The following is a 14,029-nucleotide window of genomic DNA, read 5'->3' on the forward strand; positions in this document are numbered from 1 at the left end:
CAGGCGCAAGAACTGCTAAGCGCCGCGCCTGCCGATCCGCTACTGTGCCGGCATTGGATTCGGGGAAAGGCAGATGAGCGCGGCGGGCAAGGCGTTGTGGTACATCGAAACCCATGCGGACCGGCCATTGGCACTGGCCGATATCGCCGCTGCGGCGGGACTGTCACCCTTCCATCTTTCACGCCTGTTCCAGGCCCGCACCGGTACCTCGGTGGTGCGCTACCTGCGGGGACGGCGCCTGACCGCCGCCGCGCAACGATTGGCCAACGGTGCGGGCGACATCCTGCAGGTCGCGCTGGAGGCCGGCTATACCACCCATGCCGCGTTCACCCGCGCCTTCAGTGAACAGTTCGGGCAGACACCGGAGCGCGTACGCGAACAGGGCACCGATGGACTGGCGCTGGTACAGGCGATCCGCGTGGATGATGCGCCGGCGCCCTGCGGTGAAGCGCCGCGGCTGCTCGACACGCCCGCGTTCCAGGTGGTGGGCATCGGCATGCGGCATACCCGCGACAGTGGCGGCGCGATTCCCGGCCAATGGGCGCAGCTCAACCGCGAATGGCCGACGCCCGCACCGATCAGCTTCGGTGTGTGCTGCAACAGCGACAACGATGGCGGCTTCGATTACATCGCCGCACTGCCGGCAAGCGTGGTGCCGAGCGTGCCTGCGCACTGGCAAAGTGTGCACATTCCGCCGCGTCGCTATCTGGTGGCCTGGCACGGCGCGCACATCTCGACCATCCGCTCGACCTGGTTCTGGCTGCTGGATCATTATCTTCCTGCGTCCAACCTCAGCCTTGCCGATGCACCGGATCTGGAATGCTACGACGCCCGATTCGATGAGCACACCGGCAACGGCGGCGTGGAGATCTGGCTGCCAGTCGACGAACGTCCCAACTGACAAGGAACTGAAGATGCGCATGACGGTTGCTGTGCTGGGAATGATCCTCATGGTCTTCACTGCCGTGGCCGATGCCAGCGAGACGCAGGCAGCCGGCGAGCGCCACGGCGCCACCACGGTGGCCAGCGCGGCTGTACGCGATGCGCAGCACCACGACGCGCTGCGCTACACGGTCTGGTACCCAGCGCTGGCCGGCAGCGGGGAAACCGCCCTGACCATCGGCCCGCCCGACGCGCCGCTGTTCGACGTCGGACGTGCCGCGATGGAGGCTCCCGTCGCAGGTGATCGCCTGCCAACGCTGCTGCTCTCGCATGGCAACGGCGGCAGTGCGCGCATGATGGGCTGGCTGGGCACCGCGCTGGCGCGGGCCGGGTATCTGGTGATCGCGGTCGATCATCCAGGCAACAACGGCATTGACACGATGACCCTGCCCGGCAGCATCCTGAGCTGGTTGCGTGCGGATGACCTGCGCGCCGCCCTGGCGGCCGTGCGGGCCGATCCAGTGCTGGGCCCGCACGTCGATCCTGAACGCCTGGGGGTTGCCGGGTTCTCGGCCGGTGGCTACACGGCGCTGCTGGCAGCCGGTGCACGACCGGACCTGCAGCGACTGCTGGCCTTCTGCACCGCACATCCGGACGACGGCGTCTGCCGGCCTCAACAGGAGGCCGCAACGCACTCAATGGAAGCGCGCGTTGCCGCTGCGGCCTCTCCAGCACTGGCGCCATGGATCTCCCAGGCCAACGACGCGCGCGCCATTCCCGGCGTGCGGGCGGCATTCCTGCTGGCTCCGGCGATCATCCAGGCCTTCGCGCCCGAGCAGCTGTCCTCGTTGCGGCTGCCCGTGTCGATCGTGCTGGGTGAGGCTGACACGGTCGCGCCGCCACAGACCAATGGCGCGGCCGCCGGGGTCCTGATTCCGGGCGCGGAACTGCAGCGCTTGGCCGATGTGGGCCACTATGATTTCCTGGCCGCGTGCACCGCGACCGGGCAGCAGCGGCTGCAGGACCTGTGCACTACGTCGGTGCCAAAGGCACAGACCCACGCGCAGGCAGTGGATGCAGCGATACGGTTCTTCGACCATTCACTGCGCTAGTGGCCGCCGGGCATGGCCCGGCGCTACAGTGGGCGCGTCCACGGAGAACCGATCATGCGCCTGCTGCACCTCACTCTGCCGGTATCTGACGTGGGTGCCGTGGCCAGCTACTTCCACGATGTGCTGCAGCAGCGCGTGGTCGGTACCCATGTGCACATCGGCTGGAGCACCATCGAACTGCAGCCCGCTGAAGGACGCCCGCTCGGTGGTGTGCACCTGGCGTTCAACGTGCCGGACAACCGCTTCGGCGAGGCGATGACTTGGTTGCGCGAACGCACGCCACTGCAGCGCAATCCGGCGGGACTGGACTACTTCGCGCTGGAGAGCAGCTGGCAGTCGCAGTCGGTGTACTTCACCGGCCCCGATGGCTTGATCCTGGAACTGATCGGTCGCCGTCGCTTGTCGGCCAGTACGCATCAGGGTGCCTTCCACGGCAGCGAACTGACCTGCCTGAGCGAAGTCGGCCTGCCCAGTCACGATGTCGACGCGGTGCGCGAGCAGTCCAGCCTGCGGTTCGGCCTGCACCCGATCAGCCCGCCTTCGCCGCAGTTCGCGCCGATGGGCGACGACGAGGGCCTGCTGATCGTGGTCGCTGCGGACCGGCGCTGGTTCCCCGAGCAGAAGGACCTGCCCAATGCACAGGGCCTGTTGCTGCAGGTCGGCGACGTGGCCGGCCCGGGCGTTGTGGAGGACGCTGCACTCGGCTGGCGGGTGCAGGCGATCTGAGCTACCAGCTGCCGGACGCGCCGCCTCCGCCGCTGCGGCCACCGCCTCCGGACCAGCTGCTGGAGCTGCTCGACGACGAACTGCCGGATGACGAACTGGACGCGCTGCGTTCGCGGCGTGACGAAACCCGGCCACGTGCGCGCTCGCCCGGCAACATGGTGAACAACCCTACGAAGTACAGCAGCACGCCACACACACCTGACACGATCATCGCCAGCAGCCGTGGATCGTCACCTTCGGCACGATGGATCGCCAGCAACGCGCCCGCGGCATAACCGAGGGTCAACAGCACCAGCACCGTCATGCGCACGACGAAGCTGCTGCGGTTCTTCTTCCAGCGTGCGCGACAGGCCTGCACCAGCAGGAACACCATCAGGGTGACAACACCCGCGGCGGCCTGCAGCAGCAGGTGCCGGGCCAGGCTCGGTGGCAGCTGGCCACGAAGCAGCGCCTGTACCAGCAAGACCATGCTGAGCACCAGCATGCCGCACAGGACGATGCGCACCCCGCGGCTGCGACGCCAGCACCAGCCGAGCAGGGCCGCCACCGGCACGCCCAGCGCCATCACGAAGCACAGGCCCGCCAGCAGGTGGCGTGGCAGCAGCAACGCCACGGACAGCGCGCCTGCGGCAACCACCGCTGTCAGCAGCATCGGACGCCCCCAGGCCGGCAAGGTCGGCCAGCTCGGCCTCGGTGCCGACGCATTGGCGGCCAGTGCCTTGCGCCGCCGCTCCCGACGGCTGCCGCTGAAATCGTCCTCGGTCTTCGCTGGCGGGAGGGGCGGCGGCGAGCGCCACAGCCCGGCCAGGAAGCCGGCCAGCAGGGTCAATGCCACCACCGAGTCTGCGCGGCGCCAGTCCGCAGGCAGCACATTGCTGGCCGACGGCGCTTCCCATGCAGGCAGGTCCTCGCCTTCGATCAGCGCCACCATGATCGTCGTGCCATCAAGCACGCCCTGGTCGACATCACCCTCACGAAAGCGCGGCACGATCGCGTTGTCGATGATGCGAGCGGCGTACGCGTCTGGTAGCGCACCTTCCAGGCCATAGCCGGTCTGGATGCGTACGCGGCGATCCTGCACCGCCACCAGCAACAGCACACCGTCGTCGACACCGGCGCGACCCAGCTGCCACTGATCGAACACCCGCTGTGCGTAGGCCTCGATGCCCTCGTTGCCCACGCTGGGTACCACCAGTACCTGCAGCTGCGCACCTTTCTGCACCTGCAGCTGCAGCGCCTGCCTGCGCAGGGTGGCGCGGGTTTCAGCGGACAGCACGTTGGCCGTGTCCACCACGGGATCGTCCAGCGCCGGCACCGGGATTGCCGCCAGCGCCGCCATCGGCAGCAGGCACAGCAGCAAGAACAGGCATGTCATGGCTGCGGCCTGCTGTCCTGCCCGCAGCATGCTCACGTACCCTGCCCTGCCTCGATCCGCGCATGCAGCGCCTGCAGCTGTGCCACCGTCTGGTTGAACACCTGCAGATCGGCGTCCACCAGGGCCGCCCAGTCTGGCGCGTGCCCCAGCAGTTGCGCCACCTGCTCGTCCGGCGCGCGATCGAAGCCCTCGCCAAGCACAGCAAGATAACGCTCACGGAACCCGTCGGGGTCGCGCTGGTCCTGCACATACAGCTGCACGGCCAGCAGCCCCGCATACAGGTAGTTCACCAGATAGTTCGGGTCTTCATACATCAGGCGCTTGCCGATCCAGGTGTTGCGCAGCTGCGGGTAGCGCTCCGGTTGCTGGCCGAAGCGCGCCAGCACCTGCCCGGTCAGCGCGTCCAGATCATCGGCGGTGCCCAGCGTACCGGCGGCAACGCCCTGGTAGATCGACTGCTCCAGCTGCGCTTCCTCGGAAGAGGTGAACAGCTGCAGCACCATGTCGTCCAGCAGCGACTTCAGGTAATAGGCCTTGGCACGCGGGTCCTGTGCCTGCTGGTACAGCTGGTCGCGGAAGCGCAGCTCGTTGTAGATCGCGAACGCCTCGGTCAGCCACTGGCTGCCATTGCGCTGCAGCGGCGACGCATGACCGCGCTGCATCCACTCGCCATGCATGGCATGACCCGCTTCATGCGCGATTTCGACATCGCTTTCCAGATCGCCACGGCGCACGCCAACGAACAGCATTGCCGGCACACCGGGAGCGCTCACCGGGAACGCGTCCTGGCTGCGGTCACCGCGTTCGGTGGCCAGATCCATACGCTGGTTGGCCGGATCGAGCAGCGCGCGCAGTTCAGCGACGTACGCCGGCCCCAGGTGCTGCATGGCATCGGCGGCGTTGTCACGCAGCTGCGCCAGCGTCAGCACCGGTGGCGTGTAGCCGGCATCGGGCACGGTGGTATCCCAGATCTGCGGCGCGTCAATGCCGGATCGCGCAGCGTGGTGCAGCAGCATCTCCTGGTAGGCGCGGCGGTCCTCCGCGTGCTGTTCGACCGCCACCAGCGTTGCATTCACTACGGCGGTATCCAGACCCATGCGCTGGTAGCCATGTGCCGGCGCCGAGCCATCGCCCTGCAGGCGTGCGGCCGCGTCATTCACCTGCACCAGCCCCAGCAGCACCGATGCCATCGGCTCACGGCGCGAGTGCAGCCCCTGCCAGTAACCCTTCCAGCCTGCCTCGCGCAGGGCACGGTCGGGCTGCTGGGCCAGCGCCTGCTTGTCGCGCCCCGTGTCCCAGTGCCGGCCGCCGTGCTCGATCTGCGGGTACTCGGCGCTGCGCAGGATCTGCCCGCGCAGGCGCGCGAAGCTGTCCAGCGCCGGATCGGCCAGTGCCTCCACGGCCTCATCCAGCGCGGCGTTGGCCGGGGTGGCAGCCTCCTTCAGCGCGCGTGCGCGCAGGAAGCCATACGGTGCTGCCCACGCTGCATCTGCGGGTGCCTCGCGCAGTGCGGCGCGACCACTGCGGGCGATGCGGCTGCACAGCCCCGTCACCTGATCCAGCGCCTGGGCCGGACGCTGATCACGCGCATTGCGGGCGGCCTGCAGGTGCAGGTAGCCGTGATGTCGCAGGCACTGCGCCTCCAGTATCTCGGCCTGCCGGAAGCGTTCCGCGGGTGCAAGGGTGGACGCCTGCTGCAGGGCCTCGACGCGCCCGCCCAGCGCGACACGCGCGGCCTGTTCGGCGGTGGCATTGGCGAAGTAGGCGCGGTCATCGGCATGCACCGACTGTGCCTGGGCGCCGCTGAAGGGAGCTATCGCCAATACGGCGACGACGGCGGCGGTGGTGGTGCGCTTCCTGAAAGCCTGCATCGGCGTCTCCCTGCCTGGACCTGGGGTCGAGACTAGCAGTCACTGGCCCGCCGCGCCTGTGCCGGATCAGGCTTCAGATCGACTCGTCCTCACGCTTGACCAGTGTCCAGCAAGGCGCCTGCGCGAAGGTATAGGTCTGCTGGTCGCTGCTGTCCGGCGTACGGATCTGCACCTGCCGCTGCCCATCGGCCAGGGGGCTGACCTGCATTTCACGGCCCTGCCCGGCCAACGCGGCAGGATCGGGCATCACCGGCCACTCGACATCGGCCAAGGCCAACCGGCTTTCCACCTTGCGCGGTTCCGGCTCGGCCTCCGCATCGATGTAGCTGTCCAGCAGCGGATCGGCCGTGGCCTTTTCCTGCAGCGTGATCTCGTTGCCGAAATGCTTCAGGAACGTATCGAATTCCGGGTAGGGGCATTCACTGGCTGCAGCCACAGGTGTGGGCTCGGTGGCGCTGGTCGCCGGCGCCGCTGCGGCAGTCACGGCTTCGGCCGCTGTCTGTGGTGGCTGCGGCGTTGGCGTGCAGGCAACCAGCACCGCGCCGCAGGCAAGCACCAGCAGTGCAGGAGAAGGGTATCGACGCATGGGCTCATCCTGAATCCGGTCCGGTCGCTCCATGCTACCGCGCACCCTACAATTCCGGCATTCCGCCTGTCCGAGAGTCCTCATGCATCGCCTCCTGCTCCTGATCGGCCTGCTGCTGCCCGCCCTGTGGCCGACCGTGGCGTTGGCCGTCGATGTCCACGAAGGCGACCTGCTGTTCGTCACTGCCGGCCGCAGCGGCCTGAGCGCGGCCATCGACGATGCCACCGGCACGCAGGGCGCACCCAGCTTCGATCACGTCGCCCTGGTCGCCTCGGCGCCGAAGGGCTGGGAGGTGCTGCACGCCGACGAGAAGGGATCACGCCGGCAATCGCTGACCGAGTTCCAGCAGGACGCCCACGCCAAGCAGCGGCAGATCGTGGTCTATCGCCTGCGCGCGCCGCAGCAGGCGGCCATCAAGGATGCGGTCGCCACCGCGCGCACGATGCTGGGCAAGCCGTACAACACGTCGTATGTGTTGAGCGAGGACAGCTACTACTGCTCGGACTTCATCGAACGCGCCTTCCGTGCGCACCACGTGTTCGCATTGCAGCCAATGAACTTCCGCAACCCGCAGACCGGGGAGATCGCACAGCACTGGGTGGATCTGTACCGCGGCATGGGCATGGACGTACCGCAGGATCAGCCCGGCACCAATCCGAACGACATGTCGGCAGCGCCGGTGCTGCAGCGTGTCGGCGTGCTGGAATAAGCAAAGCCCCGCACGGGGCGGGGCTTCGCATCACCGGAGCTGGTAGCGAGGTCACTCTTCCTCGTCCTGCCCACCCTGCTGCTGGTTGCGCTGGTTGCGCTGCTGCTGTTCCTGCTGCTGTTGCTGCTGCTGGTCGCGGCCACGACCCTGCTGCTGATCCTGCTGATCCTGCTGGTTCTGCTGGCCCTGCTGCTTCTGGTTCGGGTTCTGGTTCTGCTGTGCCATGTCCGATCTCCAAAGCCACTCGCGGAATGCGGTGGACGTGGCCATCGTCTGCAGCGAATGGTTAATCACGCGTGGGTGCGCGGCTACGTCTGTGTGTATGCCTGTGAATGAACGCGCAGAAGCCCTTGTGGCACAAGCGGCTGAAGAATTCATGCGGGTTCGGCATGTGCTCATGCAGTGGTCAGCATGGCGCGCATTCATGGCGTTCTCAGCCGGAAACACGCGCGGAAGGAGGCTGGCTTCCCAACTCGCGCAGGCAAGCCAGCCCAGCATTCAAGGCATCACCGGCGGCACGTACGCCAGGGTCATCCCCAGCAGCCACAACAGGCCCAGCACCAGCGGAATGTGCACCAGCAGCTGGATGAAGGTGAAGCCGACGATGTCGCGTGCCTTCAGCCCCAGCACGCCCAGCAGCGGCAGCATCCAGAACGGATTGATCAGGTTCGGCAGCGCTTCGGCGGCGTTGTAGACCTGCACCGCCCAGCCAAGGTGCGCCTTCAGTTCGTTGGCGGCCTGCATCACGTACGGCGCCTCGATGATCCACTTGCCACCACCGGAGGGCACGAAGAAGCCCAGCACGGCCGAATAGACACCCATCACCAGCGCGAAGGTATCGGTGCTGGCCACCTGCACGAACAGGCTCGACAGCCGGTGCGCCAGCGTCTGCCCATCGCCGCCAGCGGCGTGGGTGAGGATCATCGCGATGCCGCCGTACAGCGGGAACTGGATCAGCACGCCGGTGGTGCTGGGCACCGCCTTGGCCACCGCGTTGAGGAAGCTGCGCGGGCGCCAGTGCAACAGCAGGCCCAGCGAAATGAACAGGAAGTTGTAGGTGTTGAGGTTGGCGATGGCGGTGACCACCGGCTTGTTGGCGAACTCGTTGAACAGCCAGCCGAACGCCAGCAGCGAGAGCAGCACGGTCAGCAGCGGGCTGTATTCCAGCCACTCGCCCGGGCGCGTGCGCTGCTGCAGTGGCTCCGGTTCGGCCTGCGCGGCACCGGGGAAGTCTTCAGCGGTGCGGGCACTGCCGGCGGCCGGTGCGGTCAGCCAGGCGATCAGCAGCGAAACCAGGATCAGCACTGAGGTCAGCGCGATCGACTGCCACAGGAAGATGGTTTCGGTGAACGGCAGTACGCCGGTGATCTCGACCAGCCCCGGCGGCATGCTGGCCGGGTTGGCCTGCAGCTGCGCGGCCGACGAGCTCAGGCCCATCGCCCACACCGCGCCCAGCCCCAGGTAGGCCGAAGCACCGGCCGCGCGGTAGTCCATGCGCAGCTCGGTGCGGCGTGCCAGCGCACGCACCAGCAGGCCGCCGAACACCAGCGAGAACCCCCAGCTGAGCAGCGAGGCCAGCATGCTGACCAGGCCCACGTACACCACCGCACCACGCCCGGTGCGCGGCATCCGGGCCAGGAAATCGATGAAGCGAGCGACCACCGGCGCGGTCGCCACGGCGTAGCCGCCGATGACCACGAAGGCCATCTGCATGGTGAAGGGAATCAGGCTCCAGAAGCCGTCGCCGAAGGCGCTGGCGGTGGCCTGCGGGGTCGAGCCGAAGCCCATCGCCGCCAGCGCGACGATGACCACGCCCAGCACCGCGAATACGTACGCATCGGGGAACCACTTTTCCGCCCAGGCGGCCGAGCGCAACGCTGCGCGCCATCCAGCCGTCCTGTACTGCTGCCGTCGAGGCCATCGCCTACCCTCCCAGGTTCGATGGATCGATTCTGGGCGGTGGGGTGCAGGCTGTCAGCCACCTATTGGTCGTAGGTGGGGGAGGGCCCGGCGCTGTGCGCCGCCGCCCGAGCATGGGCTCGGGCGCTACGGAAGCACTGTCAGCTGTAGAGCCGAGCCCACGCTTGGCTGCGCGTCTCAACGCAGCGCCAGGTCCACAGCGATGCCGGCAAACAGCGCGGCACCCACCCAGTTGTTGTGCAGGAACGCCTTGAAGCACGGGCCGCGCTCGCGGTTGCGGCAGATCCAGAACTCGTAGACCACCAGCACCGTGGCCACGGCCACGCCGGCCAGGTAGTAGCCGCCCAGCCCGCCGCGCACGCCAACCAGCGCCATGGTGGCCAGGAACAGCGCGTACAGCACGCCCTGGATGACCAGGTCGAGATCGCCGAACAGGATCGCGGTGGAGTGCGAGCCCATCTTCAGGTCGTCCTCGCGATCGACCATGGCGTACCAGGTGTCGTAGGCGGTGGACCACAGGATGTTGCCGGCATACAGCAGCCAGCCCAGCATCGGCACCTCGCCCTGCACGGCGGCGAACGCCATCGGGATACCCCAGCCGAACGACATGCCCAGGTAGACCTGCGGCAGGTGGGTGTAGCGCTTCAGGTACGGATAGCTGGCGGCCAGGAACACGCCGATGAAGCTGAGGCCGATGGTCAACCCGTTCAGGGTCAGCACCAGGCCGAACGCCACCAGCATCAGTACCGCGAACAGCGCGAGCGCGGCGCGGCCACTGATCGCGCCGGTGGCCAGCGGGCGCGCCTTGGTGCGCTCCACATGCGGGTCGAGCCAGCGGTCGGCGTAGTCGTTGATGACGCAACCGGCCGAGCGGGTCAGCCACACACCGGCGGTGAACACGAACAGGGTCCACAGCGGCGGCAGGCCGCCTGCGGCCAGCCACAACGCCCACCAGGTGGGCCACAGCAGCAGCAGCGTGCCGATCGGGCGATCGGCGCGCATCAGACTCCAGTAATGCCGCCAACGCGGCGTCGCCGGCGACTGCGGCGAAGTGAGGGGGGTATCAGCCATGGCGATAGGATACTCCTGCGCTGGAAGGACTGCGGCGCGGGCCTGGAAAATACAGGGCCCAATGCGCCTGCGCGCACCGGGCCCCGGTGTCCTGCCCCAGCGTGACGGTGGACTCAGACCTTGCCCCACGCTGCTGGCGCGTTGTGCCAGCGCCAAGCGCTCTCAATGATCGGAGCCAATTCTGTCCATACGGGCTGCCACCCCAGCACCCTGCGCGCGCGCTCACTCGAAGCCACCAGCCGAGCGGGATCACCGGCTCGTCGCTCAGCAGCGTCGTAGGGTACGCGCAAGCCAGACACAGCCTCAGCCGTCTGGATCACGTCCAGTACGGAAAAGCCTTGTCCGTTGCCAAGATTGAACGCATGGGCACCTGGTTGTGCATCCATGTAATCCATCGCCAGCGCATGGGCTTGGGCCAGGTCTTGGACGTGCACGTAGTCCCGCACACAGGTTCCATCGGGTGTTTCGTAGTCGCTGCCAAACACCTTGAGCCGCCCACCCTGCCCCAGCGCCGAGCGCAATACATTGGGAATCAGGTGAGTCTCGCAGGCATGCGCCTCTCCGATGCCGTGCTGAGGCAGCGCCCCGGCGGCATTGAAGTAGCGCAGGCATACCGAGCGCAGACCGTAAGCTGCAGCAGCGTCTGCCAAGATGCGCTCGGCCATCAGCTTGCTCGACCCGTAGGGGTTGATGGGCTGCTTCGGATGGTCTTCGTCAATCAGCGCAGAGCACGGCTCGCCAAAGATCGCCGCCGTAGAGGAAAACACAATGCGCTCCACCTCATGACTTCGCATTGCCTGCAGCAGATTCATCGTGCCGGTGACATTGTTGGCGTAGTACGCGTACGGATCACGTACCGACTCACCCACCAGCGACCGGGCAGCGAAGTGCATGACCGCATCGAAGTGCCGACCAGCAAACAGCCGTTGAAGGGCTGCCGCGTCCAGCAAGTCGCCCTCTACCAGCTCTCCCCACGCCACGGCGCCACGGTGCCCAGTGGACAGATTGTCGAATACGGTTACCCGATGCCCCTGCTCGGACAAGTACTGGGCCATGTGGCTGCCGATGTAGCCCGCACCGCCGCATATGAGAACGTCATGCATGGGGATCTTCCCTGATCTGATGGGAAGAATGCCTGGAGCTTCCTTCCCTTGGAATGGACGGAGGGTCGGCATCTTCATGCCGACCCTCTAACGCCATCGACAGCAGGAGTTTATTCCTTGCCGTCAGACTTGTACTCGTAATAGCCGTAGCTGTAATAGCCCGTGGCACGCTTCTCGACCGCATTGAAGATCGCACCCTTGATCTGCACGCCGTTCTGCTCGAAGCGCTGCAGCGTCAGCTCGATTTCCTTGGCCTGGTTCACGCCGAAACGCGTGACCAGCAGACTCGAGCCCGCGTGGGTGGCGACCAGCGCCGGATCGGTCACAGCCAGGATCGGCGGCGTATCGACGATCACCAGGTCGTACTTGCCGGACATGTCCTGCAGCAGCTGCGCGAAGCGCGGGTGCATCAGCAGCTCGGCCGGGTTCGGCGGAACATCACCACGCACCATGTAATGCATGTTTTCCAGACCGGACACCGGATGGATCACGTCGTCGGTGCTCAGCTTGCCGCCCAGCACATCCGACAGGCCCTTCTGGTGCGACACACCCAGGATCTTGTGCAGCGTGCCCTTGCGCATGTCGGCGTCGATGACCAGCACGCGCTGGCCCGCCTGCGCAATGACCGCGGCCAGGTTGGTGGAGACGAAGGTCTTGCCCACGCCCGGGCGCGGGCCCGAGATGGTCAGGATGTTGTTCTTCGCTTCCAGCATGGCGAAGTGCAGGCTGGTACGCAGGCTGCGCAGTGCCTCCACAGTCGGGTCGGCTGGTGCGGATACCGCCAGCAGGTGCTGGCGACCGTCGGCCACCACGCGCGTACCGTGCTTGCCCTTGCGCAGCTTGGGCAGCGTATTGGACACGCTGAGCGGGATGGCTGCGTAGACGGGCAAGCCCAGGGCTTCAATGTCTGCCGGGTCTTCGATGCCCGGGTTGAGCATTCGCTGGAGGAAAACAAAGGCGACGGCGAGCAATGCCCCGAGTAGGGTGCTGACGATAACAATCAAAGCCTTACGCGGCTTAACTGGATTTGCCAGATCAACTACCGCGGAGTCGACAATACGCACGTTGCCAACCGCACCTGCGCGGGCTACATCCAGCTGCTGAGCTTGATTCAACAGCGCCGTATACAGCTCGTTACTTACTTGCAGATCACGTGTCAGGCGCAGCAACTCCTGCTGGGTTTCCGGCAGATCACCCACCTGCTTCTGGAATCCACCCTTGCGACCCTCCAGATCACTGATCTGCCGGAGCAGTGCGCGATAGGCCGGATGTTCGCGAGTAAAGCTCCGATCCATCTCAGCTTGTTTCAAGCGCAACTGCTGGATACTCGCCTCCACAGCGACTTCCTGCTCCAGCAGCCCTTTGGTCTGCATGGTGATATCCACCGACCTAGACTGCGACTGGTAGGCGCTCATGGCGGACTGAGCCTGCTCGACCTGACGGCGAATAGTTGGCAGCTGATCCTTTACAAATTGAAGCTGAGACGCCGCTTCCGCAGAGCTCCGGTCCACGTTCTGGCGAACGTAGGCATCGGCAACTTTCTGCACCAGAGCCTCGGCACGAACGGCATCAGAGTTTTGATAGCGAATTGCCAAGATCCCAGAGTCTTTGCCTTGCTCGACAACCTGCAACTCATCCTGAACGCTTGCTACGACATCTAGACGTCGCGTCTTCACCAGCTCAAATCGGACACCAGGATTGCCTTGGAGCCCTGAAACCTCAAGCACTACTCCACCGCGACTAAGTGGAACGCCCACCTTGCCGTGCAGCACGCTTTCGCCTTCAGGCCCATACAGAGAAAATTCACCAGCTCCACCTTCGATCTGAAGAATGTATTTCTGGTCGATCTGCGATCTGGGGACGTCGAATCGATGGACCTGGAGCGTTTCACCACCCCATGCGTAACTAGCAAGCCCAAGCCAAGGATCGGCAACAGGGGCCTGCTCAGTTGGCTTGAAACGGCGTGAAATGAACCCGCCGATCAATGGAAAAAGATGCGGCTCAACTTGCGTATCAAGCTGAAGGGCATCAACAGCAGCCCCCACAACCGTGCGAGAAGTGAGGAGCGCGACCTCTGTAGTCGCGGCGGTACTGCCTCCACCTCCCAACGAAGCAAGATCGGCAAGACCCGGGATGGCGGGAACCTTTGACTCCACCTGAATCATAGCTTCCGCCTGATAAACAGGCTTTGAAAGCAATGCGTAGGCACAGCCAACCGCGAAGAAAATTACCGCAACCGAGATTATCAACCAACGGCGATCCAACAATATGCCAAGTACTTCGCGCAGATCGATCTCATCGTTCCTTGCGGCCCGGCCTTCCATTTGTTTGGTCATTGATTCCACTTCATCATCGAAAAATCTCGCGCAGCAACCCAGGGGCGATCCCCGACGAGGCCGCACTTGTTGAGGCGCCGTCACTTGCTGAGGCGCCATCAAAGAACCGAAGGTCCTAGATCTTTTACGCGGACAGGAAGCAGGAGCCCGGTCATCGGGCCACATAGCATACCTTGAATTCGACTCAGAGATGAAGGCCAACGCCATCGACACCATGCGTCTTGAAGACGCACGCGTTGCAACAGGAACACGGGCTGCTATGCTTGGGGGTCGTAGAAGGGAAGCGATGGGCCTAATCAGCGAAAAAGCGCGCGGCGCCCGAGAACAGCCTGGGCACC

Annotated in this window: 11 protein-coding genes and 1 pseudogene; 4 read left to right on the top strand and 8 right to left on the bottom strand. The window is 65.7% G+C overall.

The window, feature by feature from the left end; genetic code table 11:
- Nucleotides 1-73 precede the first annotated feature (73 nt).
- The 3 genes from ARC63_RS15620 to ARC63_RS15630 are packed head-to-tail and all read left to right on the top strand — an operon-like array spanning nucleotide 74 to nucleotide 2,720.
- Nucleotides 74-901, top strand: a complete 828-nt coding sequence (locus tag ARC63_RS15620; RefSeq protein ID WP_057503756.1) for an AraC family transcriptional regulator — start codon at nucleotides 74-76, stop codon at nucleotides 899-901.
- A 13-nt stretch (nucleotides 902-914) separates the two neighbouring features.
- A complete protein-coding gene (locus ARC63_RS15625) occupies nucleotides 915-1,994 on the top strand; it encodes an alpha/beta hydrolase family protein (protein ID WP_057503757.1) in 1,080 nt (359 codons plus the stop codon).
- Nucleotides 1,995-2,048: 54 nt separating this feature from the next.
- Nucleotides 2,049-2,720, top strand: a complete 672-nt coding sequence (locus ARC63_RS15630) for a VOC family protein (RefSeq protein WP_057503758.1) — start codon at nucleotides 2,049-2,051, stop codon at nucleotides 2,718-2,720.
- Between the two features lies 1 nt (nucleotide 2,721).
- Here ARC63_RS15630 and ARC63_RS15635 read toward each other — a convergent pair whose 3' ends face one another.
- The 3 genes from ARC63_RS15635 to ARC63_RS15645 all read right to left on the bottom strand — a co-directional run bounded on the left by ARC63_RS15635 (nucleotide 2,722) and on the right by ARC63_RS15645 (nucleotide 6,552).
- Nucleotides 2,722-4,125: a TPM domain-containing protein gene (locus ARC63_RS15635; RefSeq protein WP_057503759.1), complete on the bottom strand. Its 1,404-nt coding sequence runs from the start codon at nucleotides 4,123-4,125 to the stop codon at nucleotides 2,722-2,724.
- A 2-nt stretch (nucleotides 4,126-4,127) separates the two neighbouring features.
- Nucleotides 4,128-5,966 (bottom strand): M3 family metallopeptidase, encoded by a 1,839-nt coding sequence (locus ARC63_RS15640; RefSeq protein ID WP_057503760.1) that lies wholly within the window; start codon nucleotides 5,964-5,966, stop codon nucleotides 4,128-4,130.
- Nucleotides 5,967-6,039: 73 nt separating this feature from the next.
- Complete coding sequence (locus ARC63_RS15645; protein ID WP_057503761.1) at nucleotides 6,040-6,552, bottom strand: hypothetical protein; 513 nt, start codon at nucleotides 6,550-6,552, stop codon at nucleotides 6,040-6,042.
- Nucleotides 6,553-6,634: 82 nt separating this feature from the next.
- Between ARC63_RS15645 and ARC63_RS15650 the strand changes: the two genes are divergently transcribed.
- On the top strand, nucleotides 6,635-7,261 hold the full coding sequence (locus tag ARC63_RS15650; RefSeq protein WP_057503762.1) for a YiiX/YebB-like N1pC/P60 family cysteine hydrolase: 627 nt from the start codon (nucleotides 6,635-6,637) through the stop codon (nucleotides 7,259-7,261).
- Nucleotides 7,262-7,312: 51 nt separating this feature from the next.
- Here the strand turns inward: ARC63_RS15650 and ARC63_RS23525 are convergent, their stop codons facing one another.
- The 5 genes and pseudogenes from ARC63_RS23525 to ARC63_RS15670 form a co-directional block, all read right to left on the bottom strand.
- Nucleotides 7,313-7,486 (bottom strand): hypothetical protein, encoded by a 174-nt coding sequence (locus ARC63_RS23525; protein WP_167345307.1) that lies wholly within the window; start codon nucleotides 7,484-7,486, stop codon nucleotides 7,313-7,315.
- A 273-nt stretch (nucleotides 7,487-7,759) separates the two neighbouring features.
- A pseudogene (locus ARC63_RS15655) lies at nucleotides 7,760-9,182 on the bottom strand (short-chain fatty acid transporter).
- Nucleotides 9,183-9,358: 176 nt separating this feature from the next.
- Nucleotides 9,359-10,252: a 4-hydroxybenzoate octaprenyltransferase gene (gene ubiA / locus ARC63_RS15660; protein ID WP_049461703.1), complete on the bottom strand. Its 894-nt coding sequence runs from the start codon at nucleotides 10,250-10,252 to the stop codon at nucleotides 9,359-9,361.
- Nucleotides 10,253-10,365: 113 nt separating this feature from the next.
- Nucleotides 10,366-11,355: a UDP-glucose 4-epimerase GalE gene (gene galE, locus ARC63_RS15665; protein ID WP_057503764.1), complete on the bottom strand. Its 990-nt coding sequence runs from the start codon at nucleotides 11,353-11,355 to the stop codon at nucleotides 10,366-10,368.
- A gap of 110 nt (nucleotides 11,356-11,465) precedes the next feature.
- Nucleotides 11,466-13,691 carry a polysaccharide biosynthesis tyrosine autokinase gene (locus ARC63_RS15670; RefSeq protein WP_057503765.1) on the bottom strand — a complete coding sequence of 742 codons (2,226 nt, stop codon included), beginning with the start codon at nucleotides 13,689-13,691 and terminating at the stop codon, nucleotides 11,466-11,468.
- Nucleotides 13,692-14,029 lie beyond the last annotated feature (338 nt).

The sequence above is a fragment of the Stenotrophomonas geniculata ATCC 19374 = JCM 13324 genome, from assembly GCF_001431625.1.
GTDB lineage: Bacteria > Pseudomonadota > Gammaproteobacteria > Xanthomonadales > Xanthomonadaceae > Stenotrophomonas > Stenotrophomonas geniculata.